Here is a 25850-nt window from a genome sequence, read left to right as displayed (position 1 = left end):
GGCTGTCAGACCGGGTCGCCCGGTTCGCCGGTGACCCGGCGCAGCACGCGGACCGAGCCGAGGGCCTCGTCCTCGACGAAGGCGCCGCCGTCGAGGGCGCGCAGGTAGATCTCGTACGGCGGGCGGCCGCCGTCCGCGGGGTCGGGGAACACGTCGTGGATCACGAGCAGGCCGTCGCGGGCGACCCAGCGGGCCCAGCCGTCGAAGTCGGCGTGGGCCGGCTCCTCGCCGTGCCCGCCGTCGATGAACAGCAGCGCCAGCGGCGTGCGCCAGTGGGCCGCCACGACGGTCGACTCGCCGAGCACCGCGACGACCTCGCGCTCGAGCCCGGCCTCCTCGATCGTGCGCCGGAAGACCGGCAGCGTGTCCATCAGGCCCGTCGCGGGGTCGACGAGGGTGGCGTCGTGGTGCTCCCAGCCGGCCTGGTTCTCCTCCGAGCCGCGGTGGTGGTCGACGGTGAACACCACGGCGTCGCCGCCGACGGCGCGGGCCGCGGCGCCGAGGTAGACCGCCGACTTGCCGCAGTAGGTGCCCACCTCGAGCGCCGGGCCGTGGGGGAGCCGCTCGAGCGCGCGCCGGTGCAGCAGCAGCCCCTCGTCGTCGGGCATGAACCCCCGGGCCGCGCGGGCGTGGGCGAGCAGGGAGGGGTCCATGGCGGGCGCGCTGGTGGTGTCGGGCACGGCGGTCAGCCTAGGATGTGGAACACGTTCTAGTTTCGCGCGTCCGTCCTGCCCACTGCTCCCGCCCGCCAGGAGGTGGTCCCGTGACCCTCGGCCTCGACGAGGAGCACCGCGAGCTCGGCGCCAGCCTGCGCGCGTGGGCCGCGGGGCTGGACGGGCCGGCGGCGGTGCGCGCCGCCGAGGGCGACCCCGCGGAGACCTTCGAGAAGGTGCGGGCCGCCGCGGCCGGGATGGGGCTGGCCGGGCTGGCGCTGCCCGCGTCGGCCGGTGGGGACGACGGGTCGCCGCTCGACGTGGCCGTGGCGCTCGAGGCCTGCGCGCACGCGCTGCTGCCCGGACCGCTGCTGGGGCCGGCGGTGTCCGAGCTGCTGCTGGCCGGCGGGCACCCGGGGTCCGACGCCGTCGTCGGCCTCGCGCCCGGCGCCCCCGACCTGGTCTGGGACGCGCCGTCCGCCACCCACCTGCTGCTGCCGGCGCCCGGTGAGGACGACACCTGGGTGCTGGTCGAGGCTGCGGCCGTCGACGTCGAGCCCGTGGTGGCGCTGGACCTGAGCCGGCGCTTCGGGCGGGTGCGGGCGCCGTGGTCGGGCGGGGTGGCGGTGACGGGACTGACCCGCGCGCGGGTCCGTCGTACGACGGTGGCGATGGCGGCGGCCGAGGCCAGCGGCGTGGCGCGCTGGTGCCTGGAGACCGCGACGTCGTACGCCGGCGTGCGCGAGCAGTTCGGGAAGCCGATCGGCAGCTTCCAGGCGGTCAAGCACCTCTGCGCGGAGATGCTGGAGACGGCGGAGGCGGTGACCGCGGCCGCGTGGGACGCCGCGGTCGCCCTGGCGGCGGACGAGGAGCAGGCGGCCTTCGCCGCCGACGTCGCCGGCGCGGTGGCGCTGGACGGGGCGGTGCGGGTGGCGCAGACCTGCATCCAGGTGCTCGGCGGGATCGGCTTCACCTTCGAGCACGACGCCCACCTCTACCTGCGCCGCGCCACGACCCTGCGCGCGCTGCTCGGTGGTGGCGACGTCTGGGCAGCGTCGCTGGCGGCTCGCGCCGCCTCGGGCGTACGACGTCGGGTCGAGGTCGACCTCGGCGGCCGCGACGCCGGGGTCCGCGACGAGTTCCGCACCCGCGTGGCGGAGGTGGCGGCGCTGCCGGAGGACGCGCGCCGGGCCGCGCTGGTCGAGCGCGGCTACCTGACGCCGCACTGGCCGGCGCCCTACGGGCTCGGGGCGGACCCCGTCACCCAGCTCGTGGTGGACGAGGAGCTGGTCCGCGCGGGGATCGGGCGGCCGGACCTCAAGATCGGCGGGTGGGCGGCGCCGACCGTGCTCGAGCACGGCACCGACGCGCAGCGCGAGCGCTTCGTGCGGCCGACGCTGACCGGCGAGATCGGGTGGTGCCAGCTCTTCTCCGAGCCCGGCGCCGGGTCCGACCTCGCCTCGTTGCGCACGCGGGCCGTGCGTGACGAGGCGGCTGGCGGCTGGCGGCTGACCGGCCAGAAGGTGTGGACCTCGCTCGCCCACGAGGCCGACTGGGCGATCTGCCTGGCCCGCACCGACCCCGACGCGCCCCGGCACCGGGGGATCACCTACTTCCTGGTCGACATGGGCAGTCCCGGCATCGAGATCCGGCCGCTGCGCGAGCTCACCGGCGACGCGATGTTCAACGAGGTCTTCCTCGACGACGTGCTGGTGCCCGACGACTGCGTGGTCGGGCAGCCCGGCGACGGGTGGCGGCTCGCCCGCACCACCCTCGCCAACGAACGGGTGGCGATGGCCTCCTCGCGCCTCGGCGTGAGCACCGAGCGGGCCGTCGCGCTCGCCGGGGACGCGACCCCGGCCGAGCAGGTGCGGGTCGGGCACGCGGTCGCGCTGGCGACGGTCTGCACCCTGCTGGGCGTACGCACGACGCTGCGCTCACTCGCCGGTCACGGGCCGGGGGCGGAGTCGAGCGTGGCCAAGCTGCTCGGCGTGCGCAGCCGCCAGGACGCCTCCGAGCTCGTCGTCGAGCTGCTCGGCGAGCGCGTCGTCCTCGAGGCCGACGACCCGCAGGTCGCCGCCGACGTCCACGAGATGCTGATGACCCGCTGCCTCTCGATCGCCGGCGGCACGACGCAGGTGCTGCGCACCGTCGCCGCCGAACGGATCCTCGGCCTCCCGCGCTGACCCGTCGCTCATGAGCGACGGGTCAGCGTTGACTGTCGACCTTCAGCCGGCGTCGGTGTCGATCGCCGCGGGCTCGGCGGGGGAGCGGCCGGCGCGCCACTGGTTCCAGTGCCAGTGCAGGTACTTGTCGAGGGCCCGGACCACCTGGGTGGAACGGATCGAGGGGAAGAGGTCGAAGGCGTGCTGGGCCCCCGGCAGCTCGGCGTAGACGACGGTGCGGCGCGACACCCGGCGCAGGGCGTCCACGAACAGCCGGGCCTGGTCGACCGAGACCAGCGTGTCGCGCACGCCGTGGATCACGAAGAAGTCGGGGGCATCGGGGTGGATGCGCAGGATCGGCGATGCGCGCTCGAAGACCTCGGGGTGGTCCCTCCAGCGCTCCTGCAGGATCCGCGGTGCGAGGAACTGGTCGCGCATCTGCTCGGCGCTCTTCAACCCGGTGGCGCCGGCGAAGTCGTAGACGCCGTAGTGGGGGACCGCCGCGGCGACGCTGGTGTCGGCGTCCTCGAAGCCGGGCTGGTACGCCGGGTCGCCCGGGGTCAGCGCGGCGAGCGCGGTCAGGTGCCCGCCGGCCGAGCCGCCGGTGATCGCGATGTAGTCGGGGTCGCCGCCGTACTCCCCGATGTGCTCGCGGATCCAGGCGATCGCGCGCTTCACGTCGATCACCTGCGCCGGGAACGCGTCGCGCGGGGCGAGGCGGTAGTTGATCGCCACGCAGATCCAGCCCCGGGCGGCCATGTGGTGCATGAGCGGCAGGCCCTGCTCGTCCTTGCTGCCGATCGTCCAGCCGCCGCCGTGCACCTGCAGCAGCACCGGGGCACCGTCGAGCACGCCCTCGGCGGGGCGGTACACGTCGAGCAGGCCGCGACCACCGGCGTCGGAGTAGCGCACGTCGCGGTCGACGCGGATCCGCGGGTCACGCATGCGGAAGGGATTGACCAGGCGCCGCCACTGCCCGCGCGCGACGTCGGCGGGCGTCGGCTGCGCCTCGAGCTCGGCCGTGGTGTCGGCGCCGAGGCCGTCGAGCAGCGCCGCGTCGACCACGTCGCCGACCTTGCGGCTCTGGGCGATCAGCGCCGTCAGGCCGGCCGTGCTCGCCGCCGCCAGCGCCAGCCCGACCCGGTCCGCGGTCGTACGACGTCGCGAGGCGGGCAGGTGGGTGACGGCGTCCGCCGCCGTCAGGGTCAGCAGGTGCGGCGCGAGCTCGCCGGTGAGCCACCCGGCGACGAAGACCGGGATGCCGGCGCGGAAGCTCGGCGAGGGACGCAGCGCGTTCACGGTGAGCGCGGCGACGGCGAGCTGACGACGCAGGAAGGCCACGTACCCATGGTACCGCCAACTAGAACAGGTTTCAGTTTCGGGTAGGATGGCGCACCATGGACCGCCTCTCCGGGCTCGACGCGAGCTTCCTCTACCTGGAGACCCCCGAGCAGCTGATGCACGTGTGCGGCCTGATCGTGCTCGACCCCTCGACGATCCCCGGCGGGTACGCGTTCCCGGCCGTCCGGGCCCAGATCGACCGCCGGGTGCGCGACGTGCCGGCGTTCAACCGCAAGCTGCGCAAGGTCCCGCTGCGCCTCGACCACCCGATCTGGGTGCAGGACACCCACTTCGACATCGACCGGCACGTCCACCGGCTCGCGCTGCCCGCGCCCGGCGGGTACGACGAGCTGGTCGAGCTCACCTCGCACCTCGCCGGCATCCCGCTCGACCGCTCGCGGCCGCTGTGGCAGATGTGGGTGATCGAGGGCTACGAGGGCGACCAGGTCGCGGTCTTCCTCAAGATGCACCACGCCACCGTCGACGGCGTCTCCGGCGCGAACCTGATCTCCCACCTGTGCACCCTCGAGCCGGACACCCCGCCCGACGAGGCCGGCGAGCCGCAGGCGACCGAGCGCGAGCCGGGCGAGCTCGAGCTGGTCGGCCGCGCCCTGGTGCGCAACCTCTCGCTGCCGGTCGCGGCCGTGAAGCTGCTCTCGCCCTCGGTCGCCCTGGTCACCGGGACGGTCGACCGCGCGCGGCGCGGCATCGCGATGGCCGCGCCGTTCTCCGCTCCCCGCACGATGTTCAACGGCACCATCACCGGCCACCGCACGATCGGCTTCGGCGACCTCGACCTCGACACGATCAAGCGGGTCAAGAACGCCACCGGCACCACCGTCAACGACGTCGTGCTCACGGTCGCCGGGGGCGCCCTGCGCAGCTACCTCGAGCACCTCGGCGAGCTGCCGGCCACCTCGCTCCTCGCGACCGTCCCCGTCTCCGTGCGCGGCGCGTCACGGCACGTGGGCGGGGCCAACAAGGTCTCGGCGCTCTTCGCCAAGCTCGGCACCGACGTCGAGGACCCCCTCGCGCGGCTGGAGGCGCTGGCCGAGCACAGCCGCCACGCCAAGGACCACCACAACGCGATCAGCGCCGACGCCCTGCAGGACTGGGCCGAGTTCGCCGCCCCGCGCACCTTCGGCCTCGCCGTGCGGGCGTACGCCGCGCTGCGCCTCGCCGAGCGGCACCCGGTGGTGCACAACCTGGTGATCTCCAACGTGCCCGGACCGCCGGTGCCGCTCTACTTCATGGGCGCCCGGGTGCGGGCGCTCTACCCGCTGGGGCCGGTCTTCCACGGCGCGGGGCTCAACATCAGCGTGATGTCGCAGGCAGGAGACGTGCACGTGGGCGTGATCGCCTGCCGCGAGTCGCTGCCCGACGTCGCCGGCCTGGTCCGGCGCTTCCCCGAGGAGCTGGCCCGGCTGGCCCGGGAGGTCGAGGGGCGGGCGCTCAGCGACCCTCCTGCGGGGGCCGGGCCAGGCTCGCGCTGACCGCGGGCTTGCGTCCCGGCCAGGTCGGCGGCCGCAGCGCGGGAGCGGTCTGCGGCAGGTCGGTGGCGTCGGGGGCCGGAGCAGCGGTGGCCGTCGTGGTGGTCATGGCCCGACGGTGGTGCGCCGGGCTGTGACGTCGCTGTGCGCCGGCTCGGCGGCGGCTGGCAGTCCCGGCACACGGAACCGCCTCAGCGACGGCACAGCAGCCCCACAGCCGCGGCGACGAGGTTCGGGCCATGACGACTTCCGTGATCGAACCTGCCCAGAACCGGTCCGCCGACGGCGGTGAGTCGGACCGACCGCCCACCGACGACCCCCGCTGGGCCCGCCCCGCCTTCTGGGCCCTGCTCGCGGGGACCGCCGTGCTCTACGTCGTGGGCCTGTCGGCCAACGGCTACGCCAACTCGTTCTACTCCGCCGCGGCGCAGGCCGGCTCGCAGAGCTGGTCGGCGCTCTTCTACGGCGCCCTCGACGCCGCGGGGTCGATCACCGTCGACAAGCCCCCGGCGTCGCTGTGGGTGATGGGCCTCTCCGTGCGGGCCTTCGGCCTCGGCTCGTGGTCGATCCTGCTGCCCGAGGTGCTGATGGGCCTGGCCACCGTCGCGGTCGTCCACGCCGGCGTGAAGCGGGTGTCCGGCGCCGTGGCCGGCCTGCTCGCCGGGCTGGTGCTCGCACTGACGCCGGTGGCGGTGCTGATGTTCCGGTTCAACAACCCCGACGCACTGCTCACGCTGCTGATGGCGGTCAGCGCCTACGCCACGCTGCGCGCCGTCGAGCGCGGGTCGCTGCGCTGGCTGGCGCTCGGCGGGGTGCTCGTCGGCCTCGGCTTCCTCACCAAGACCCTCCAGGTCGGCCTCGTGGTGCCGGGCTTCGCGGTCGCGTGGCTCCTCGCCGCGCAGGCGACGGTCCGCCGGCGGCTGCTCGGGTGCCTGGCCTGGCTCGCGGCGTTCGTGGTCTCGGCCGGGTGGTGGGTCGCCGTCGTGGAGCTGGTGCCCGCGAGCAGCCGTCCCTACATCGGCGGCAGCCAGACCAACTCCTTCCTCGAGCTGACCTTCGGCTACAACGGCCTCGGCCGGCTCTCCGGCGACGAGACCGGCTCGGTCGGCGGGGGAGGCGGCTGGGGTGAGACCGGCCTGGGCCGGATGTTCTCCGACTCCGTCGGCGGGCAGGTGTCCTGGCTGCTGCCGGCCGCGCTGCTGCTGCTCGTCGCCGGGCTGGTGCTCCGCGGCCGCGCGCCGCGCACCGACCTGCGCCGCGCGGCGTACGTCGTGTGGGGCGGGTGGCTGCTGGTCACCGGCCTGACCTTCTCGCTGATGGCCGGCATCTTCCACGAGTACTACACGGTGGCCCTGGCCCCGGCGATCGCAGCGCTGGTCGGCATGGGCGCTGCGGAGGCGTGGGAGCGCCGGGCGACCTGGGCCGGGCGGGTGCTGCTCGCCGCTGCCGTGCTGGTTTCCGCGCTGTGGTCGGTGGTCCTGCTCGGGCGCACCGACGCGTACGGCGTGTGGCTGCCCGCGCTGGTCGGCGTCGCCGGGCTCGCCGGCGCGGCCGGGCTGCTGGTGGGGGACCGGCTGGCCGCCGGGCTCGGCGCGCGGGCGGTCACCGCCGTCGTCGCGGCCTCGCTGCTGGCGGTCCTCGCCGGGCCCGCGGCGTACACCGCGACGACCGTGAGCCAGGCCCACACCGGGTCGATCGTCACCGCCGGTCCGACGTCGTCCGGGGGTCCGGGCGGCGGCCTCCCCGGCGGGGGCCTCCCGGGTGGCCGACCGCCGACGGGCCAGGCCCCGACGGGCCGGATGCCGGTGGGCCAGACGCCGATGGGGCAGCCTCCGACCGGCGGCGCGGGCGGCCTGCTCGACGCCTCGACGCCGAGCGACGAGGTCGTGGCGCTGCTGACCGGGGACGCCGGCGACCACACGTGGGTCGCGGCCGCCGTCGGGAGCCAGAGCGCCGCCGGGCTGCAGCTCGGGACCGGCGAGCCGGTGATGGCGATCGGCGGCTTCAACGGCTCGGACCCCAGCCCCACGCTCGCGGAGTTCCAGCAGCTGGTCGCCGACGGCGAGGTGCACTGGTTCGCGGCCGGTGCCTCCGACGACTCCGGCGCGATGGGCCCGGGCGCGATGGGCGGCTCCGGCGCCGGCAGCGAGATCACCGCGTGGGTGGAGGAGAGCTTCATCGCCACCACGGTCGACGGCCAGACGTTCTACGACCTCTCGCAGGCGGCGTCGTGACCGCGCCCGTCCTCGACCTCGTGGTCCCGGTGCACGACGAGGAGCACACCCTGGCCGCGTGCGTGCACCGGCTGCACCACCACCTGACCGCGACCTTCCCCTACCCGTTCCGGATCACCGTCGCCGACAACGCCAGCCGTGACGGCACCCCAGGGGTGGCGGCCACCGTGGCCGCCGAGCTCGACGAGGTGCGGGTCGTCCGGCTCGAGCAGAAGGGCCGCGGCCGGGCCTTGAAGGCGGTGTGGTCGGGGTCCGACGCGTCGATCCTCGCCTACACCGACGTCGACCTGTCGACCGACCTCGACGCCCTGTGGCCCCTGCTGGCGCCGCTGATGTCGGGCCACTCCGACCTCGCGATCGGCACCCGGCTGCACCGCGACTCCCGCGTGGTGCGCGGTCCGCGGCGCGAGGCGGTCTCGCGGGGCTACAACACGATCCTGCGGGCCACCCTCGGCGCGAGCTTCAGCGACGCGCAGTGCGGCTTCAAGGCGATCCGGGCCGACGTCGCGGCCGCGCTGCTGCCGCTGGTCGAGGACCCCGGCTGGTTCTTCGACACCGAGCTGCTGGTGCTCGCGCAGCGGTGCGGCCTGCGGATCCACGAGGTGCCCGTCGACTGGTACGACGACCCCGACTCGCGGGTCGACGTGGTGGCCACGGCGCGCGACGACCTGCGCGGCGTACGCCGGATGCGGCGCGCGCTGCGCTCCGGCGCGCTGCCGACCGACGAGATCCGCGCGCGGATGGGTCGCACCACCCCGGCCGCCGGGCTGGGCGCGCAGACGGTGCGGTTCGGCGTGGTCGGCGCGGGGACGACGGTGCTGCACCTCGGGCTCTTCGCGCTGCTGGCCTCGGCCGGCGCCGGCCTCGGGGCGCAGGCGGCCAACCTGGTCGCCCTGGTGCTCGCCACGCTCGTCAACACCCAGGCCAACCGGCGCTGGACCTTCGGCGTGCGCGGTGGCGAGGGTCTGCTGCGCCACCAGGCCCAGGGCCTCGGGGTGTTCGCCGCGACGTGGGGGTTCACCGCCGGCGCGCTGGCCCTGCTCGGCGTCGGCTGGCCGGCCGCGCCGACGGTCGTGGAGACGCTCGTGGTCGGCGTGGCGACGGTGACCTCGACCGTGGCGAAGTTCCTGCTGATGCGGGGCTGGATGTTCGCCGCCCGCCCGGGGCCGGCGGGGCGGGTGCCCGACGGGGTGCCGGAGCCCTCGCTCGACCACGTCACTCTCGGCTAAGGTAGAACACGTTACAGTTTTCTCGTCCGGGGCTCGGTACCCCCGGGCGTGGCCGCACGCTGTCGTGCAGACAGGAGTCACGGTGAGTACCAGCCAGGAGCCGGACGCGCAGGCGTCCCCGGGGGACACCCGGCAGGTCGTGCGCGACGTCGCGCGGGAGGCGCTCGACCGCGAGGCCACGTGGTTCGACCTGGCCGCCGCCGGCCTGCTCGCGCTCCCGGTGCCGCAGGAGCACGGGGGCGAGGGCCTCGGGTTGCCCGAGGTGGCCGAGCTGCTCGGCGAGGTCGGCGCCCGTGCGGTGCGGCTCCCGGTCTGGGAGACCCTGTGCTGCGGGGTGCTCACACTGGCCGCGGCCGGCAGCCCCGAGCAGCAGGCGGCGCTGCTCCCGCCGGTCGCCACCGGCGAGACGGTGCTGGTGCCGGCGGTGCGCGAGGTCGGGAGCGGCATCCCCGTGGAGCCGGCGACGACCGTGACCGACGGCCTCGTCACCGGGCGCAAGGTCGGCGTGGCGTACGCCGAGGAGGCGACGGCGCTGCTCGTCCCGGCCCGTGACGGTGACCGCACCGTCGTGGTTCTGGTCGACCCGCGCGACGACCGGGTGCGCCTCGAGCCGTCGTTCAGCTCCACCCGGCACACCGAGCACACGGTGGTGCTCGACGGCGTCGCCGGCGAGGTGCTGCCGGGCGACGGCGCCGCCCGCCTGCTGCGCGACCTCGCGGTCGCCGGGCTCTGCGTCGAGGGGGCGGCCTTGGTGCGCGGCGCGACCGCGCTGACCGCGGCGTACGTCGGGGAGCGCGAGCAGTTCGGCCGCAAGCTCGCGGAGTTCCAGGCCGTGGCCCAGCAGGTCGCCGACGTCTACGTGGCGGCCCGGCTGCTCACGCTGGCCGCGGACAACGTCGCCCGCCTGGTGGCCGAGGGGCACGACGCCGCCGACGACCTCGCGGTCGCGGCGTACTGGTTCTGCGCCGAGGCGCTGCCCGCGCTGCACACCTGCCAGCACCTGCACGGCGGGATGGGCGTCGACGTCACCTACCCGTTGCACCGCTACTTCTCGAGCGTCACCGATCTCACCCACGCCCTCGGGGGCGAGGCGCTGGCCCTCGACGCCGTCACGGTCGAGCGGCCGGAGGCCAAGAACCTCGAGCTGACCGACGAGCAGCGCGCGCTCAAGGCCGAGCTGCGCGCCTACTTCACGGGGCTGGCCAGCAGCGAGGAGCACCGCGAGATGGCGGTGGACCGGCACGGCCCGACCTACCAGCGCACGATCAAGCAGCTGGGCAGCGACGGCTGGATGGGCGTCGGCTGGCCGACCGAGTACGGCGGGCACGGGCTCGGCGAGGTCGAGCAGACGATCTTCGCCAACGAGGCGCAGCGCGCCGACGTGCACCTGCCGGCGGTGACCCTGCAGACGGTCGGGCCGACGCTGATCCGCTACGGCACCCAGAAGCAGAAGGACCTGTTCCTCGCGCGGATCCTCGCCGGCGACGTGCACTTCGCGATCGGCTACTCCGAGCCGGACGCCGGCACCGACCTGGCCTCGCTGCGCACGAGCGCCCGGCGGGTCGACGACGACGGTGAGCCCTACTACCTCGTCAACGGGCAGAAGCTGTGGACCACCGGGGGCCACCAGGCCGACTACCTCTGGCTCGCGGTGCGCACCGACCCCGACGCGCCAAAGCACCGCGGCATCTCGATCCTCATCGTCGACACGACCGACCCGGGCTACTCGTGGACGCCGATCATCACCGCCGACGGGTCGCACCACGTCAACGCGACGTACTTCAACGACGTCCGCGTCCCGGTCGACATGCTCGTGGGGGAGGAGAACGAGGGTTGGCGGCTGATCACCACCCAGCTCAACCACGAGCGCGTGATGCTGGGACCGGCGGGGCGACTCGAGGGGCTGCGCGACCGGGTGGCCGCCTGGGCCGAGGGCGCCGGGGTCGCGGACCGGCCCGACGTGCGGGCCGTGGTCGGCGAGGCGACCGCGGCGTTCCGCGTCAACGAGCTGCTCAACTGGGAGGTCGCGCGGGTCGCGGAGTCCGGTGAGGTCGACGTCGCCGACGCCTCGGCCTCCAAGGTCTTCGCCTCCGACCGCGTGCAGGTGCTGGGCCGGCGGCTGGCCGCGGTGGTGCACCGCTACGGCGACCCGGCCGACCCCGCCACCTCCGGGCTGATGGCCTACCTCGACGGCCAGGCCAAGCGGAACCTGGTGCTCACCTTCGGCGGGGGTGTCAACGAGGTGCAGCGCGAGCTGATCGCGATGTTCGGGCTCGGCCTGCCGCGGGTGCCACGCTGATGCCGGCCGAGGGCGCGCACGAGCGGATCATGGCCGAGGCGGAGCGGATCGCCGCGCTCGGCGAGGCGTCGGAGTCGGTGGCGCCGTTCCCGGTGAACCAGCCGACCATCAGCACCTGGCTCGACGCGATGGGCTACGACAACGAGCGGTTCCGCCGCGGCGAGGCGCCGCCGTCGATGGCGCAGGTGTGGACGATGCCGGGACTGGGCCGCCGTCGCCCCGACGACGACCCGCTGAGCCGGATGATGGAGGTGCTCACGGCCGAGGGCTACACCGCCGTGCTCGGCACCAACTGCGAGCAGACCTACGAGCGCTACCTGCGGGTGGGGGAGCAGCTGCGGGTGACGACCGCGCTCGACACGGTCGCGGGACCCAAGCGGACCGCCATGGGCGAGGGCTACTTCGTCACCTCGCGCAACACCTGGTACGTCGACCACGAGGACGGCACGCGCGAGAAGGTGGCGACCATGCTGTTCCGCGTGCTCAAGTTCGTGCCGGGGGGCGACCGGTGACCGCGCCCGGGGTCGTGCGGCCCGTCGTGAACCGCGACTCGCAGTTCTTCTGGGACGGCACCCGCGCCCGGGAGCTGCGCATCCAGCGCTGCAACGCGTGCGGCGCCCGCCGGTTCCCGCCCGGCCCGGCGTGCCGGTCCTGCGACGCCTACGACCGCGGGTACGACCTGGCCGCGGGCACCGGGACCGTCTTCTCCTACGTCGTGCACCGGCACCCGCCGGTGCCGGGCAAGGAGCTGCCGATCGTGATCGCGCTCATCGACCTCGACGAGGGCGTGCGAATGGTGGGGGAGGTCGTCGACGTCGAGCCCGAGGACGTGGCGATCGGCACCCGGCTGCGCGTGGACTTCCGCGACGTGGACGACGAGCTCACCCTGCCCGTCTGGAGGCTCGCGTGAGGGCGCTCGAGGCCGGCGACGTGCTGCCGGAGTGGAGCCTGCCGCTGACGCCGACCACGATCGTGAGCACCGCCATCGCCACCCGTGACTGGCAGGACGTGCACCACGACCGTGACGTCGCGCAGGCCGCCGGGTCGCGGGACATCTTCATGAACATCCTCACCACCAACGGCCTCGTCGAGCGCTACGTCGCCGACTGGGCCGGGCACGACGTCGAGCTGCGGGGGATCGCGATCCGCCTCGGCGCCCCCGCGCACCCCTACGACACGCTCACCTTCAGCGGCACCGTGACCGAGGTCGCCGACGGCATCGCCACGATCGCGGTCGTCGGGCGGGTCTCGCTCGGCGAGCACGTGACCGGGACCGTGCGGGTGCGCGCATGAGCCTGTCCGGGAAGGCGGCGATCGTCGGGATCGGCGCGACGGAGTTCTCCAAGGAGTCGGGACGCTCGGAGCTGCAGCTCTCGGTCGAGGCGGTGCGGGCGGCCCTGGCCGACTGCGGCCTGACCGCGGCCGACGTCGACGGCCTCACGACGTTCACCATGGACACCTCCTCGGAGATCGCCGTCGCCCGCGAGCTCGGGGTGCCGGAGCTGCGGTTCTTCAGCCGCATCAACTACGGCGGCGGCGCGGCCTGCGCGACCGTGCAGCAGGCGGCGATGGCGGTCGCGACCGGGGTCGCCGACGTCGTGGTCTGCTACCGCGGCTTCAACGAGCGCTCCGAGAGCCGCTTCGGGCAGTTCTCGGTCGCGGCGGCCAGCCAGGTCAACACCAACGGGCTCGACAACGCCTGGACCTACCCGATGGGCCTCGGCACGCCGGCGGCCACGGTCGCGATGCAGGCGCGGCGCTACCTCCACGACTACGGCGCGACGTCGGAGGACTTCGGTCGGGTGGCCGTCGCCGACCGGCGGCACGCCGCCACCAACCCCGCGGCGTTCTTCCACGGCCGCCCGATCACGCTCGAGGACCACCAGGCGTCGCGGATGATCGTCGACCCGCTGCACCTGCTCGACTGCTGCCAGGAGTCCGACGGCGCGGTCGCGCTGGTCGTGGTCTCCGCCGAGCGGGCACGCGACCTGCCCCAGCGCCCGGCGTACGTCACCGCGGCGGCCCAGGGAAGCGGTCGCGACCAGTTCGTGATGACGTCGTACTACCGCGAGGACATCGGCATCTCCGAGATGGGTGTCGTGGGCCGGGAGCTGTGGCGCCAGTCGGGCCTGCGGCCCGAGGACATGCGGATGGGGATCCTCTACGACCACTTCACGCCGTACGTGCTCATGCAGCTCGAGGAGCTCGGATTCTGCGGCCGCGGCGAGGCCCCCGGCTTCATCGCCGACGGCGCGATCGAGGTCGACGGCCGCTTCCCCCTCAACACCCACGGCGGGCAGCTCGGCGAGGCCTACATCCACGGCATGAACGGCATCGCCGAGGCCGTGCGCCAGATCCGTGGCACCTCGGTCAACGCGGTCGACGGCGTCGAGCACCTCGTCGTCACGGCCGGAACGGGCGTCCCGACGTCGGGCCTGGTCCTCTCGGCCTGAGGGGCACGTGCGGGCTCACCCCGCCAGCTTCTCCTGCAGGAACGCCAGCACCCGGTCGACGCCCTCCTGCTGCCGGTGCTCGGTGACCGTGGAGTGGCCCTTGCCGGGGAACTCCACCCGGAGGAAGTTGTCGCCGAGCTCGCGGGTGAGCGTCTCGAAGCGGGTGCCGACCGCCTTGTCGTCGCGGTAGCGCAGCCCCAGCACCTCGCACCCGGCCGCCGCGCGCGAGCGCACGCGGTCGAGGTCGGCGGGGGAGAGGTTGAGGTCCGCGGCGCGCGAGGGGGTGACCGCGAAGGGCAGCGACGGCTGGCACAGCACCGGCGCCGCGACCGCGTCGTCCACCATCATCGCGAGCGCGAAGCCGCCGGTGAAGCACATGCCGAGGGCGCCCACGCCCGGCCCGCCGAGCTCCTCGTGCAACGAGCGGGCCAGGCTGCGCAGCCAGTCGGCGATCGGTGAGGTCTGGCGGCGCGCCAGCTTGGTGAACTCGCGGCGCACGCAGACCTGTCCGATGGTCCGCACGACCGACCCGGCGCCGGCTGGCCGCTCGGGCGTGCCGAACAGGCTCGGCATCACGACCGTGAACCCCGCCGCCACGACCTCCTCGCCGAAGCCGATCACCGCCGGGGTCAGGCCCGGGATCTCGTGCACGACCACGACCCCGGGGCCGGTCCCCTTGCGATAGGTGGGGAACGTCGTCGGTCGACCGGCGACGGGGGCCGTGTGCTCGCCGCGGGTCCAGGTCTCCAGGAGGGTCATGTGCTGAGTATGGACATGTGGCTAGGGTCGCGACGTGGGGGACCGACACGTCCGGCTCGCGCTGCCGCACCAGCTCTTCGTCGAGCACCTCGACGTGCCGCGCGGAGCCCACGCCCGCCGCGCACCTGGGTGGCCGGCCTGATGCCGCGGCTGCACGCCCTCGAGCTGGTGCCGGACGACGACGGCCGGGACCTCGTGCTGCGCGACTGGCAGGTCCTGCGCGACCTCGGGCTGCCCTCGCAGCTCGACCACGCCGGTGCCGGCAACACCCCGCACCTGACGGTGGTCTCCGCGCCGGCGGTCACCGGTGCGGTCGAGGAGCTGGCGGTGGCGCGGCTGGGGCCGCTGCTGCCGGTGCGGCTCCGGGTCGCGGGCGTGGTGCTGCTCGGGGGCGCGCAGGTCACGGTCGCCCGCGCCGTCGACGCCGACGACGCGCTGGTGCGCGCGGTGCTCGACGTCCGCGCCGCGACCGATGCCCGGCAGCACGACGGCTGGCTGCCGCACGTCACGCTCGGCCGACGGGTGCCGCGCGCCGAGGCGGGCCGGGTGCTCGCCGCCCTCGACCACCGGCCGGCCGAGCTGCTGCTGGTGGAGCTGCGCCGCTGGGACCCCGACACGAATGCGGTCGTCACGCTCGCCCGGGCCGACTAGGGTCCCGGCTCGTGCACGACGACGAGGTGGTCCCCGACCGCGACCAGGTGGCACGTCTCGTCGCGCGCCAGGTGCCGAGCCTCGCCGGGGAGCCGGTGTGGCGGGTCCGCGAGACCGGCACCGACCACTCGCTGTGGCGCGTGGGCGAGCACCACGTGGCCCGGATGCCGCGGGTGGTGTGGGCGGTCGACCAGGCGCACCAGGACCTGCGCTGGATGCCGGTCCTCGCGCCGCACCTGCCGCTGGAGGTCCCGGAGCCGGTCGCGCTGGGGGAGCCGGGCGAGGGGTTCCCGTGGCCCTGGCTGCTCGTCCGCTGGATCGAGGGCGAGTGCCCCGAGGACTCCCCGGACCCGGCCAACCTCGACCTCGTCCGGGCCGCCGGGGACCTCGCCGACTTCGTCCGGGCACTGCACGCCGTGGACACCACCGGCGGGCCGCCCAAGACCGGCACCACGCGCGGCGTACCCCTGGAGCGGCTCGCGCCCGACGTGCCCCGGGTGATCGCGGACGCGGCGTCGTTCGTCGACACCGGCCGGGCCTGGGCGGTGTGGGACGCCGCGGTGCTCGCCGGCCCGTGGCCGCACGAACCGGTGTGGATCCACGGCGACCTCCAGCACGGCAACCTGATCGCCCGCGACCGGCGCCTGGTCGCGGTGATCGACTTCGGCGCGCTGGGCGTGGCCGACCCTGCACCCGACTACATGACGGCGTGGGCGGTGTTCACGGGGGAGTCGCGCCGGGTCTTCCGCGAGCGCTCCGGCGTCGACAACGCCACCTGGGCCCGGGCCCGCGCCTGGGCGATGCTGCCGGCGCTCACCGGCGCCGTCTACTACCGCGACCGCTGGCCGGCGTTCGCCGCGACCGGCCGGCGCCGGTTGCAGGAGGTCCTCGCCGACGCCCCGTGACGTCGGTCGCGACCCTCACTCCCCGAGCAGCTCCGCGACGTGGTCGGGCACGTACGTCGTGTGCTCCTTGGGCGGGCGGATGTAGCCGGTGCTCGGCGGGCGGTCCGGCACCTCGATCGGCGGCAGCGGCACCGACGTGTAGGGGAGCGTCGAGAGCAGGTGGGCCATCATGTTGAGCCGCGCCACCTTCTTCACGTCGCTCTCCACGACGTACCACGGCGCCTCGGGGATGTCGGTGTGCACCATCATGTCGTCCTTGGCGCGGGAGTAGTCCTCCCAGCGGGTGATCGACTCGAGGTCCATCGTCGAGAGCTTCCAGAACCGCATCGGGTCCTCCAGCCGGGAGCGGAAGCGCCGTTGCTGCTCCTCGTCGCTGACCGAGAACCAGTACTTGCGCAGCAGGATCCCGTCCTCGACCAGCATCCGCTCGAAGATCGGGCACTGGTGCAGGAAGCGGCGGTGCTCGGTCGGCGTGCAGAAGCCCATCACGTGCTCGACGCCCGCGCGGTTGTACCAGGAACGGTCGAACAGCACGATCTCCCCGGCGGCCGGGAAGTGCTCGACGTAGCGCTGGAAGTACCACTGCGTCCGCTCGCGCTCGGTCGGCGCCGGCAGCGCCGCGATCCGGCACACCCGCGGGTTGAGGTACTGCGAGATGCGCTTGATCGTGCCGCCCTTGCCCGCGGCGTCGCGGCCCTCGAAGACCACGACCACGCGCTTGCGCTCGGCACGCACCCACTCCTGCACCTTCACCAGCTCGGCCTGCAACCGGTACAGCTCGGCCTCGTACTGCGCGGTGGTCATCGGGCTCTTGGGCTTGGACACCCGGGCACGATAACCCCGGGCCAGGGGTGGTTCCTCAGCCCTGACGGACGAGCACGCAGTCGGCGAGCACGGGCGCTCCGTCGCGCTCGCCGCCGGCGACGGTGGCGTCGGCGACCACCCGGTCGTCCTCGTGCCAGCCGCGCACCCGCAGCGTCTCGCCGGGGAAGAGCACGCCCGCGAACCGCGCCGCGAAACCGCCGACGGCGGCCGCGTCGCCGTCGAGGAGGTCCTCGGTCAGCGTGCGGAGCGCGATTCCCCAGGAGCAGAGGCCGTGCAGGATCGGGGCCGGGAAGCCGGCGGCCCGTGCGAACGCCGGGTCGGCGTGCAGCGGGTTGCGGTCGCCGCAGAGGCGGTAGAGCAGCGCCTGCTGCGGGGTCACGTCGTACGTCGTGTCGCTGTCCGGCGCGCGGTCGCGAACCTCCACCGGGGACGATCCGCCGCGGTCACCGCCCCAGCCGCCCTCGCCCCGTACAAAGATCGAGGAGCGCACGGTCCACAGCTGCTGGCCGGCGGCGTCGGTGGCGACACCCTCCTGCCAGATCACGGCCGCCCTGCCCTTGTCCCACACGTCGGTGATCCGCGTGCGCAGCGTCGCTGCGCCCGAGGTCGGCAGCGGCCCGGCGACCCGGACCTCCTGGGCTCCGTGCACGACCTGCGCGAGGTCGATGTCGCAGCCGGGCAGGTCGAGGGGCGGCGGGTCGGTCTCGTGGAACGTCGGCGCCACGACGCCGAACGACGGCAGCACCTGGAGCCCGGCGGTCTCCAGGGTCCAGTGCAGGTCGGTGGCGCCGATGGCGAGGTGGTAAAGCAGGACGTCGCTCTCGGACCACGAGAACGTGCGGTCGGGCAGCTGCGCGCCGACGGCGACGGTCGGGTCGATCGGCATCAGGCGGTGCCCTCCGCGATGTCCTCGGCCGCGAGGTACCCGAACACCAGCGCGGGGCCGATCGTCGCGCCGGGCCCGGCGTAGGTCCGCCCCATCACCGCCGAGGAGACGTTGCCGGCGGCGTACAGGCCGGGCACGACCGACCCGTCGGGGCGCAGCACGCGCGCCCGCTCGTCGGTGACGAGGCCGCCCTTGGTGCCGAGGTCGCCGGGGACGATCCGGATCGCGTAGAAGGGCCCCTGGTCGATGCGGTGCAGCGAGGGGTTGGGCTTCACGGTCGGGTCGGAGTAGTAGAGGTCGTAGCCGCTCTCGCCGCGGTGGAAGTCCTCGTCGACGCCGGTCTCGGCGAAGCCGTTGAAGCGCGCGACGGTCTCCTCGAGCGCCCCGGGCGGAACCCCGATCTCGGCGGCGAGCTCGGCCAGCGTCGCGCCCTTGCGGACGGTGCCGAACTTGTACCAGTGGCCCGGGAAGGGCTGGCGCGGTGAGAGCCCCGCGAAGAGGTAGCGGTTGCGGTAGCGCTGGTCGACGACCATCCAGGCGGGCACGTGGGGGACACCCGAGGCCTCGCCCTCGTAGATCGCGTGCACCGCCTCGACGTAGGGGAGCGCCTCGTTCATGAAGCGGCGGCCGGCCTGGTTGACGATGATCGAGCCGGGCAGGTTGCGCTCGGCGAGGCAGAACCACGGACCCGAGGGCAGCGGGATGGTCGGCCCCCACCAGGCGTCGTCCATGAGGTCCGTCGCCGCGCCGGCCGCGATGCCGGCGAGCACGCCGCCCCCGGTGTTGTTGACCGAGCCCGTCGTCCAGTCGACCGATGTCGGTCGGGGCTGGTGCTTCTCGCGGAGCTCGAGGTTCTTCTCGAAGCCGCCGCTGCCGAGGACGACGCCGCGGCGCGCGCGGACCGTGTGATCCTGCCCGTCGTGGCGCACGCGCACCCCGACGACCCGGCCGTCCTCGATCACCAGGTCGGTCAGCTCGGCCTCGTAGACCACCGGGACCCCGGCGTCGACGAGACCCTGGCGCAGCCCGATCGCGAGCGCGTTGCCCATGGCGTACATCCGCTGCCCCCGCAGCAGGCTGACCATGCGCTTCACGAGCACCCTGGCCATGGTCACCGGGCCCCGCCAGGTGCGCAGGCCGAGGCTGATCCTGCGGAAGTCGGCCTGGGTGACGATCAGGTTCGCCGGCGCCTTGGTGTACGGCGGGTGCAGCCGCTCGAGCTCGTCGCCGAGGAAGCGCGCGTCCATCGGCACGGGCTCCACGCTGCGCCCGCGGAGCCGCCCGCCCGGTCGCTCGGGGTGGTAGTCGGCGTACTCGGGCACCCACGCGAAGCGCACCGGGGTGTTCTCGCGGATGAAGTCCATGACCTCGGGCCCGCGGGCGAGGTAGGTGTCGCGGCGGGCCTTCGGCACGACGTCCCCGACGATCGCGTCGAGGTACTCGCGGCTGCGCTCGGCGTCGTCGGCGTCCACCTGGCCGGCCGCGCGCAGGGCGTAGTTGCCGGGGATCCACACGCCGCCGCCGCTGCGGGCGGTCGACCCCCCGAACCACGGGCTCTTCTCGAGCACGACGGTGCCCAGGCCCCGGTGCGCGGCGGCCAGCGCGGCGGCCATGCCGGCGCCGCCGGCCCCCACGACCACGACGTCCACGGCAGCCGGGAGGGCGCCGGTGAGGTGTCCGGGGAGGGGGCCGCGCATAGCGCAAAACTGTAACAGGTTCTAGAATCCCGGCCATGCTGTCCCAGGAGGTCGTGCAGGCCGCGGTGGAGCGCCTCGCGCGTGCCCGGGAGACGCGCCACCCCTGCCCGCCCGTGCGCGACCTGATCGGCACCGACGACCTCGCCGCGGCGTACGCCGTGCAGCGCGGCCTGGTGGAACGGCGCCTCGCTGCCGGCGCCCGGGTGGTCGGACGCAAGATCGGTGCCACGTCGAAGGCGGTCCAGGACCAGCTCGGGGTCGACCAGCCCGACTTCGGCTACCTGCTCGACGACATGGACGTCAGCGACGACGACCCCGTGTCGATGGCCACCCTGGTGCAGCCGCGGGTGGAGGCTGAGGTGGCGTTCGTGCTCGCGCGCGACGTCGACCTGCCCGAGGAGGAGCTCACCGTCGAGGCGGTGCGCGGGTGCGTCGAGGTCGCCCTGCCGGCGCTGGAGATCGTGGACTCGCGGATCGCGGACTGGGACATCGGCTTCACCGACACCGTCGCCGACAACGCCTCCAGCGGCCTCTACGTCGTGGGCCGCGGCGGGCGGTCGCTCGCGGAGCTCGAGCCGCGCGACGTCGAGATGGAGCTGCGCATCGGCGGCGCGGTGCGGTCGTCGGGCACCGGCGCCGCGTGCCTCGGCGACCCGCTGCTGGCGCTGCGCTGGCTCGCCGTGCAGGCGCAGCGCTTCGGCGACCCGCTGCGGGCAGGACAGGTCGTGCTGTCGGGCGCGCTGGGGCCGTTCGTGCCGTTCGCGGCCGGCGACGAGGTGGTCGCCTCCATCAGCGGCTTCGCGCCGCTCTCAGTCACCTTCCACCAGTGAGGCGAGGAGCAGGGATGACCAGGGCAACTGCCGCGATCGTCGGGCCGGGCAACATCGGCACCGACCTCATGTACAAGCTGCTTCGCAGCGCCGAGGCGGGCGGGCCGGTCGAGCCGCGCTGGATGATCGGCGTCGACCCCACCTCCGAGGGCCTGCGGCTCGCCGCCGAGCACGGCCTCGAGGTCAGCCACGAAGGGGTGGACTGGCTGCTGAAGCAGGACGAGCTCCCGGACCTGGTCTTCGAGGCCACCTCGGCGTACGTGCACCGCGAGTACGCCCCGCGCTACGAGGAGGCCGGGATCCGCGCGGTCGACCTCACGCCCGCGGCCGTGGGACCGGCCGTGATCCCGTCGGTCAACGGTGAGGCGCACCTCGACGCGCCCAACGTCAACATGATCACCTGCGGTGGCCAGGCCACGATCCCGATGGTGGCCGCGGTCGCGCGGGTGACGCCGGTGTCGTACGCCGAGATCGTCGCCTCGGTCTCCTCGGTCTCGGCCGGCCCCGGCACGCGGGCGAACATCGACGAGTTCACCCGCACGACGGCCGCCGGCGTCGAGCGGATCGGCGGCGCCGCGCAGGGCAAGGCGATCATCATCCTCAACCCGGCCGAGCCGCCGATGATCATGCGCGACACGATCTTCTGCGCGGTCGACCCCGACGCCGACCGCGACGCGATCGTCGCGTCGGTGCTGGAGATGGAGCGGGCGGTGCAGGAGTACGTCCCGGGCTACCGCCTGCTGCAGGAGCCGCAGGTCGACGAGCCGTCGGAGGCGACGCGGGGGAGGCTCAAGGTCTCGGTCTTCGTCGAGGTCGAGGGCGCCGGCGACTACCTGCCGCCGTACGCCGGGAACCTCGACATCATGACCGCCGCGGCCGCTCGCGTGGGCGAGTCGATGGCCCGGTCGCTCGCCCCGTCGGTCGAGCTCGTCGAGACCACGGAGGCAGCACGATGACCGACCTGGACACCCTGGCCCGCACCTGGTCGGGCGCCCACGGCGACGAGCCGTGGGGCGACCTCGACCTCCGACTGACCGACACCTGCCTGCGCGACGGGTCGCACCACAAGCGGCACCAGTTCACGGCGCAGGAGGTGCGCGACATCGTCGGGGCGCTCGACGCCTCCGGCATCCCGGTGATCGAGGTGACCCACGGCGACGGGCTCGGCGGGTCGTCGTTCAACTACGGCTTCTCGCGGACGCCGGAGCAGGAGCTGATCCGGATCGCCGCCGAGACCGCGACGCGCGCCCGGATCGCCTTCCTGATGCTGCCCGGCGTCGGCACCAAGGACGACATCCGGGCCGCGCAGGACAACGGCGGCCAGATCTGCCGGATCGCCACCCACTGCACCGAGGCCGACGTGTCGGTGCAGCACTTCGGGCTGGCCCGCGAGCTCGGGCTGGAGACCGTGGGTTTCCTGATGATGAGCCACACCCAGCCGCCCGAGGTGCTGGCGAGGCAGGCACGGATCATGGTCGACGCCGGCTGCCAGTGCGTCTACGTCGTCGATTCCGCCGGTGCCCTGGTGATGGAGCAGACCGCCGACCGGGTGGCTGCCCTGGTGGCCGAGATCGGGGACGTCGCGGACGTCGGCTTCCACGGCCACGAGAACCTCGGGCTCGGCGTCGCCAACACCGTGATCGCGGCCCGGGCCGGCGCCACCCAGATCGATGGGTCGGTGCGCCGCTTCGGCGCCGGCGCCGGCAACACCCCGCTCGAGGCCTTCATCGGCGTCTGCGACAAGCTCGGCTGGCGCACCGGGGTCGACTTCCTGCAGGTCGTCGACGCCTCCGAGGACGTCATCCGTCCTGCCATGCCGGAGGAGTGCCGGCTCGACCGGATGACGCTGATGATGGGCTACGCCGGCGTCTACTCCTCCTTCCTCAAGCACGCCGGCAACGCTGCCGAGCGCTACGGGGTCTCGGGTGCGCAGATCCTGCTCGAGGCGGGCCGCCGCAAGCTGATCGGGGGGCAGGAGGACCAGCTGATCGACATCGCGCTGATGCTGAGGGCCGAGGCCGACAAGGAGGCCGCCAACTCCTGAGGGCGTCAGCGGGCCGGCGCCGTCCACAGCCGGGCGTCGGCCACGAGCTCGCCGTCCCCGGCTCCGCCGCCGCTCCAGCGTTGCCCGCCGAAGACGACGAGGTCCCGACCCAGCGCGGTGCTGGAGTCGTCGTACACGTCCTCGCGGTCGGGCGGCGCCGGCACCGCCACGAAGGTCAGGGCGGTGCTGTCGTAGACGTACACATCGCCCGAGGCCACCGAGCCGGCGCTGCCCGGGAGGTCGTAGACGGCGCCGTCCCGCTCGAGGACGCCACTGACGTTGTCGTGGCCACCGCCCTCGTCGGGGAGCGGCGACCAGGTCCAGGTACCGGGGTCGAGGACCCAGCCGGGCGACTCACCGAAGTGCCCGTCGAGCACCGGGCCGCCGTCTCCGGGGAACAGCTGGTAGCCCGGTCCGGGCGCGTCAGGGAGCCTGGTCCACGCCTCGTGGCCGAGGTCGTACCGCGCGGCGAGCTTCGGCGGGTTCTTCCCGGCGTCGACCCCGGCGGTGGGGGAACCGGCCAGCACGAGCTGGTCGCCGACCGGCACGACGAAGCGGTCGAAGGTGCGCGGCAGCGGGTCGTCCGGCAGCCGGCTCCAGGACGACCGCGCGGGGTCGTAGGCCAGGTCGGGAACCTCGCCGTGCTCGTCGCTCCCCGCGTAGACCACGAGGTCGCGCCCGGCGGCGGTGACCTGGCGGTAGCGCTCGTCGCCGGGCACGCGGCCGCGGTCGTCCCACCGGTCCGCGGTGAGGTCGTACGACAGGAGCCGCAACGGGCCGCCGCAGTCCGGCCCCGCGGCACAGCCGGTCAGCAGGTACGCCGTGTCGCCGACCGCAGTGGTGTCGTGCGACGTCGCCCGGACCCCGAACGGTGGCGGGCTGATCGGGCGCCACGCGTCGGCGGCCGGGTCGTAGACGGCGCCGTCGTCGAGCAGCGGCGCCTCCGGCAGGGCACAGTCGGCCATGGGCGGGCAGAGGAACTCCCACCCGCCGACCACGAGCACCTGGCCTCCGACCCCCACGACGACCGCGTCGTCGCGCGGCGACAGCGGCGCCTCGGGCAGCGTGTGCCAGGCGCCGGTCGCGCGGGCCCCGGAGCTGTCGTCGCCCGCCCCGCAGCCGGTGGCGGAGAGCGCGACGGATGCCAGGAGGACCACGACGCTGCCCGTGGCTGTCGCGCGAGGGGTCCCCATACCGGTCCGACGGGCGGGGCGTCGGATCCGTTCCGTCGTGCAGGTGCCGCTGTGGACGAGCGCGACCGGTCGCCCGATGATCCCTGCGTGGCGTACCTGATGGCCGGGCAGCTGAGTGAGCTGGACCGCCTCCAGCTGCAGTCGCGTCTCGTGGCACCGGGCGGGATCCTGGCACTGGAGGACCCGGACACGGCCTCCTGGACCTTCTCGCCCGACGCGCCCGCGGCGCGGCGACTGGTCGCGCTGATCCTGCGGGCCTTCCGGTCAGCTGGCGGCGACTTCGACGCGGGGCGCGTGACGTTCGACCTGCTGCGGGCCGCTGGTCTGGAGCCCGCCCTGCGGGCGGACATCGTCGCCCTCGAACCCGGACACCCCTATCTCCGGTTGCCGCTGCAGTTCGCGGCGTCGTTGCGGCCACGACTGCTGGAGGAGGTCGCGGAGCCCGAGCTCGACGCGCTGCTGGCCGAGGTCGAGGCCGAGCTGAGCGATCCGGAACGGCGCGGACTGACCTTCACCCTCGTCCAGACCTGGGCCGTGCGGCCCTGAGGCGACGCCCGCCGCGGCCGCGGCGAGGGTCGGGAGGAGGAGCCGGAGCTGGCGTTCGAGCTGCTGCGCCGGGCCTGGGGGCGGGGCTGCGCGCCCGAGGCTGACGCGGCTGGGGTTCGAGGAGACGGGGCGCACGGAGGCGGACCCGCAGCGCGGCACCAGGCTGTTCACGGTCAAGCAGCTGTGACACCTTGCGCAGTATCCGAAAGTATGTTTGAATATGGACAGAGACAGTCCAGATCGCCGGAAGCGGCGGCTTCGCCCACGAGGCGCACTGTCTTCCGTACGTGGTGGACCCGGCACAGCCCCGGGCGATTCGTCTTGTCGACTCGTTCTGCTGAGGCCCGTCCATGTCCCTGCTCTCCTGCCCGCCGTCGCACCCGGTGCTCGCGCTGGTCGACGAGCTCGACGCGCTGCTGGGCAGGGCAGCCGACGTCGATCCGTCCTTCCTGACCACCGCGCACACGGAGGCCGCGCTGGTCGGCCTGAGCCGGCTGGGCGACCGGCTGGCCGAGCTGCGGCTGCGGGTGCTCGCAGCCGCGGGCGACGTGGCGGCGGAGCACGGGTCCCGCGACGCCGCGACGTGGGTGGCCGCCGAGGTCGGGCTCGACCGGCGACAGGCACGAGCCGACCAGCGGTTGGCGGAGGCGCTGGTCCGGCGGTGGGGCGGGGTGGCCCGCGCGGTGCGGGCGGGGACGATGAGCCTCGCGCAGGCCGAGGTCGTCGTGCGGGCGCTGGACGACCTGCCGACCGACCTGCCGCCCGGCGTGGCCGACCGGGCCGAGGCGCACCTCGTCGCGGAGTCCGGCACCTTCGCGCCCTCGGAGCTCCGGATGATGGGCCGCCGGGTGCTCGACGTCGTCGCCCCCGAGGTCGGCGAGCGCCACGAGCTGCTCCTCCTCGAGCGCGAGGAGGCGCTGGCGGCCCGCCTGACCAGCCTGACGACCCGTCGGCGGGGCGATGGCACGACCGAGATCCGCGCACGGGTCGCCGACGGGGTGGCCGACCGCCTGCTCACCTACCTGCACGCCTTCTCCTCGCCGCGGCGCGCGGCCACGACCGACGGCGCCAGCCGGCAGCGGTACGACGTCCGCCTGGGACACGCCTTCGGCGCCTTCCTGGAGTCCGTCGACACCAGTCGGCTGCCGTTGCACGGCGGCGACGCCACGACCGTCGTCGTGACCGTGGAGCACGAGGCGCTCGCGACCGGGCTCGGCACCGCGCTCGTCGGCGACCAGCCCGTCAGTGCGGGGGAGGCGCGGCGGCTGGCCTGCACCGCGCACGTGCTCCCGATGGTGCTCGGCGGCGACTCCGAGGTGCTCGACCTCGGCCGGTCACGTCGCCTCTTCTCGCCGTCCCAGCGCAAGGCGCTGGCGGTGCGCGACCGCACCTGTCGCGCCCGGGGCTGCGACATCCCGGCGGCCTGGTGCGAGGCCCACCACGCGGGCGCCCCGTGGGTGGCGGGCGGGGCCACCGACCTGGCCGACGGGCTGCTGCTGTGCAGCTTCCACCACCACCGCGCCCACGACCGGCGCTACGTCACCAGCCGGCTCGGGCGGAGGGTGCAGTTCCACCGGCGGACGTGAGGGACTACCGCCAAAACGAGAACGTGTTCTAGTATTGCCGTGCCCGCACCACGACAGGAGATCC

The 25850-nt window shown here is 74.3% G+C and carries 24 protein-coding genes; 16 read left to right on the top strand and 8 right to left on the bottom strand.

From position 1 onward, the window contains the following. Positions 1-5 precede the first annotated feature (5 nt). Positions 6-680 carry a class I SAM-dependent methyltransferase gene (locus ACFPGP_RS18655; RefSeq protein ID WP_378592410.1) on the bottom strand — a complete coding sequence of 225 codons (675 nt, stop codon included), beginning with the start codon at positions 678-680 and terminating at the stop codon, positions 6-8. 83 nt (positions 681-763) lie between these two features. Between ACFPGP_RS18655 and ACFPGP_RS18650 the strand changes: the two genes are divergently transcribed. Beyond that, positions 764-2839, top strand: a complete 2076-nt coding sequence (locus ACFPGP_RS18650) for an acyl-CoA dehydrogenase family protein (RefSeq protein WP_378592409.1) — start codon at positions 764-766, stop codon at positions 2837-2839. A gap of 42 nt (positions 2840-2881) precedes the next feature. Here ACFPGP_RS18650 and ACFPGP_RS18645 read toward each other — a convergent pair whose 3' ends face one another. Further along, the gene (locus tag ACFPGP_RS18645) at positions 2882-4159 is read right to left on the bottom strand and encodes an alpha/beta hydrolase fold domain-containing protein (RefSeq protein WP_378592408.1); all 1278 of its coding nucleotides are present in this window, start codon (positions 4157-4159) and stop codon (positions 2882-2884) included. A 56-nt stretch (positions 4160-4215) separates the two neighbouring features. On the opposite strand from ACFPGP_RS18645, the gene ACFPGP_RS18640 reads away from it, so the two are divergent. Then, entirely contained in the window at positions 4216-5652 is a 1437-nt protein-coding gene (locus ACFPGP_RS18640) for a WS/DGAT/MGAT family O-acyltransferase (RefSeq protein ID WP_378592407.1), read from the top strand. Here the strand turns inward: ACFPGP_RS18640 and ACFPGP_RS18635 are convergent. Then, a complete protein-coding gene (locus tag ACFPGP_RS18635) occupies positions 5612-5758 on the bottom strand; it encodes a hypothetical protein (protein WP_378592406.1) in 147 nt (48 codons plus the stop codon). The genes ACFPGP_RS18640 and ACFPGP_RS18635 overlap by 41 nt on opposite strands. A 130-nt stretch (positions 5759-5888) precedes the next feature. Between ACFPGP_RS18635 and ACFPGP_RS18630 the strand changes: the two genes are divergently transcribed. The 7 genes from ACFPGP_RS18630 (at position 5889) to ACFPGP_RS18600 (ending at position 13864) form a co-directional block, all read left to right on the top strand. Continuing rightward, positions 5889-7883 (top strand): ArnT family glycosyltransferase, encoded by a 1995-nt coding sequence (locus tag ACFPGP_RS18630; protein WP_378592404.1) that lies wholly within the window; start codon positions 5889-5891, stop codon positions 7881-7883. Then, positions 7880-9112, top strand: coding sequence for a bifunctional glycosyltransferase family 2/GtrA family protein (locus tag ACFPGP_RS18625; RefSeq protein WP_378592403.1), 1233 nt, complete (start codon positions 7880-7882; stop codon positions 9110-9112). The genes ACFPGP_RS18630 and ACFPGP_RS18625 overlap by 4 nt, the downstream gene beginning before the upstream one ends. Before the next feature lie 82 nt (positions 9113-9194). Next, positions 9195-11411 (top strand): acyl-CoA dehydrogenase, encoded by a 2217-nt coding sequence (locus ACFPGP_RS18620; protein ID WP_378592401.1) that lies wholly within the window; start codon positions 9195-9197, stop codon positions 11409-11411. Next, positions 11411-11923, top strand: coding sequence for an FAS1-like dehydratase domain-containing protein (locus tag ACFPGP_RS18615; RefSeq protein WP_378592399.1), 513 nt, complete (start codon positions 11411-11413; stop codon positions 11921-11923). The genes ACFPGP_RS18620 and ACFPGP_RS18615 overlap by 1 nt, the downstream gene beginning before the upstream one ends. Continuing rightward, positions 11920-12321 carry a Zn-ribbon domain-containing OB-fold protein gene (locus ACFPGP_RS18610; protein ID WP_378592398.1) on the top strand — a complete coding sequence of 134 codons (402 nt, stop codon included), beginning with the start codon at positions 11920-11922 and terminating at the stop codon, positions 12319-12321. Before ACFPGP_RS18615 ends, ACFPGP_RS18610 begins: the two co-directional genes overlap by 4 nt. After that, the gene (locus tag ACFPGP_RS18605; RefSeq protein ID WP_378592396.1) at positions 12318-12704 is read left to right on the top strand and encodes a MaoC family dehydratase; all 387 of its coding nucleotides are present in this window, start codon (positions 12318-12320) and stop codon (positions 12702-12704) included. Before ACFPGP_RS18610 ends, ACFPGP_RS18605 begins: the two co-directional genes overlap by 4 nt. After that, positions 12701-13864 (top strand): lipid-transfer protein, encoded by a 1164-nt coding sequence (locus ACFPGP_RS18600; protein WP_378592395.1) that lies wholly within the window; start codon positions 12701-12703, stop codon positions 13862-13864. Before ACFPGP_RS18605 ends, ACFPGP_RS18600 begins: the two co-directional genes overlap by 4 nt. Before the next feature lie 15 nt (positions 13865-13879). On the opposite strand, the gene ACFPGP_RS18595 is transcribed toward ACFPGP_RS18600, so the two are convergent. Next, entirely contained in the window at positions 13880-14623 is a 744-nt protein-coding gene (locus ACFPGP_RS18595; RefSeq protein WP_378592394.1) for a dienelactone hydrolase family protein, read from the bottom strand. 141 nt (positions 14624-14764) lie between these two features. Between ACFPGP_RS18595 and ACFPGP_RS18590 the strand changes: the two genes are divergently transcribed. Further along, entirely contained in the window at positions 14765-15274 is a 510-nt protein-coding gene (locus ACFPGP_RS18590) for a 2'-5' RNA ligase family protein (RefSeq protein WP_378592393.1), read from the top strand. A gap of 11 nt (positions 15275-15285) precedes the next feature. Further along, positions 15286-16179: an aminoglycoside phosphotransferase family protein gene (locus tag ACFPGP_RS18585; RefSeq protein ID WP_378592392.1), complete on the top strand. Its 894-nt coding sequence runs from the start codon at positions 15286-15288 to the stop codon at positions 16177-16179. 15 nt (positions 16180-16194) lie between these two features. Here the strand turns inward: ACFPGP_RS18585 and ppk2 are convergent, their stop codons facing one another. From ppk2 to kstD, 3 genes are read right to left on the bottom strand one after another with little or no spacing between them, the layout of a single operon-like run. Then, the gene (gene ppk2 / locus ACFPGP_RS18580) at positions 16195-17004 is read right to left on the bottom strand and encodes a polyphosphate kinase 2 (protein WP_378592391.1); all 810 of its coding nucleotides are present in this window, start codon (positions 17002-17004) and stop codon (positions 16195-16197) included. Between the two features lie 34 nt (positions 17005-17038). After that, positions 17039-17890, bottom strand: coding sequence for a MaoC/PaaZ C-terminal domain-containing protein (locus ACFPGP_RS18575; RefSeq protein ID WP_378592389.1), 852 nt, complete (start codon positions 17888-17890; stop codon positions 17039-17041). Next, a complete protein-coding gene (gene kstD, locus ACFPGP_RS18570; protein ID WP_378592388.1) occupies positions 17890-19587 on the bottom strand; it encodes a 3-oxosteroid 1-dehydrogenase in 1698 nt (565 codons plus the stop codon). Before kstD ends, ACFPGP_RS18575 begins: the two co-directional genes overlap by 1 nt. 35 nt (positions 19588-19622) lie before the next feature. On the opposite strand from kstD, the gene ACFPGP_RS18565 reads away from it, so the two are divergent. Genes ACFPGP_RS18565 through dmpG form a run of 3 tightly spaced genes read left to right on the top strand, consistent with a single transcriptional unit; the run spans position 19623 to position 22461 of the window. Beyond that, positions 19623-20417 (top strand): 2-keto-4-pentenoate hydratase, encoded by a 795-nt coding sequence (locus ACFPGP_RS18565; RefSeq protein WP_378592387.1) that lies wholly within the window; start codon positions 19623-19625, stop codon positions 20415-20417. A 14-nt stretch (positions 20418-20431) separates the two neighbouring features. Beyond that, positions 20432-21373: an acetaldehyde dehydrogenase (acetylating) gene (locus ACFPGP_RS18560; RefSeq protein WP_378592386.1), complete on the top strand. Its 942-nt coding sequence runs from the start codon at positions 20432-20434 to the stop codon at positions 21371-21373. Continuing rightward, positions 21370-22461, top strand: a complete 1092-nt coding sequence (gene dmpG / locus ACFPGP_RS18555) for a 4-hydroxy-2-oxovalerate aldolase (RefSeq protein WP_378592385.1) — start codon at positions 21370-21372, stop codon at positions 22459-22461. The genes ACFPGP_RS18560 and dmpG overlap by 4 nt, the downstream gene beginning before the upstream one ends. A gap of 5 nt (positions 22462-22466) precedes the next feature. Here the strand turns inward: dmpG and ACFPGP_RS18550 are convergent, their stop codons facing one another. Next, positions 22467-23618, bottom strand: a complete 1152-nt coding sequence (locus tag ACFPGP_RS18550; protein ID WP_378592384.1) for a Kelch repeat-containing protein — start codon at positions 23616-23618, stop codon at positions 22467-22469. Positions 23619-23741: 123 nt separating this feature from the next. On the opposite strand from ACFPGP_RS18550, the gene ACFPGP_RS18545 reads away from it, so the two are divergent. Continuing rightward, positions 23742-24200 carry a hypothetical protein gene (locus tag ACFPGP_RS18545; protein WP_378592383.1) on the top strand — a complete coding sequence of 153 codons (459 nt, stop codon included), beginning with the start codon at positions 23742-23744 and terminating at the stop codon, positions 24198-24200. A 350-nt stretch (positions 24201-24550) separates the two neighbouring features. Continuing rightward, a complete protein-coding gene (locus ACFPGP_RS18540) occupies positions 24551-25786 on the top strand; it encodes a DUF222 domain-containing protein (protein WP_378592382.1) in 1236 nt (411 codons plus the stop codon). Positions 25787-25850: the final 64 nt, after the last annotated feature.

The organism is Nocardioides taihuensis, assembly GCF_042657275.1.
Classification (GTDB): domain Bacteria; phylum Actinomycetota; class Actinomycetes; order Propionibacteriales; family Nocardioidaceae; genus Nocardioides; species Nocardioides taihuensis.
This window is presented reverse-complemented; position numbering and strand designations above follow the sequence as displayed.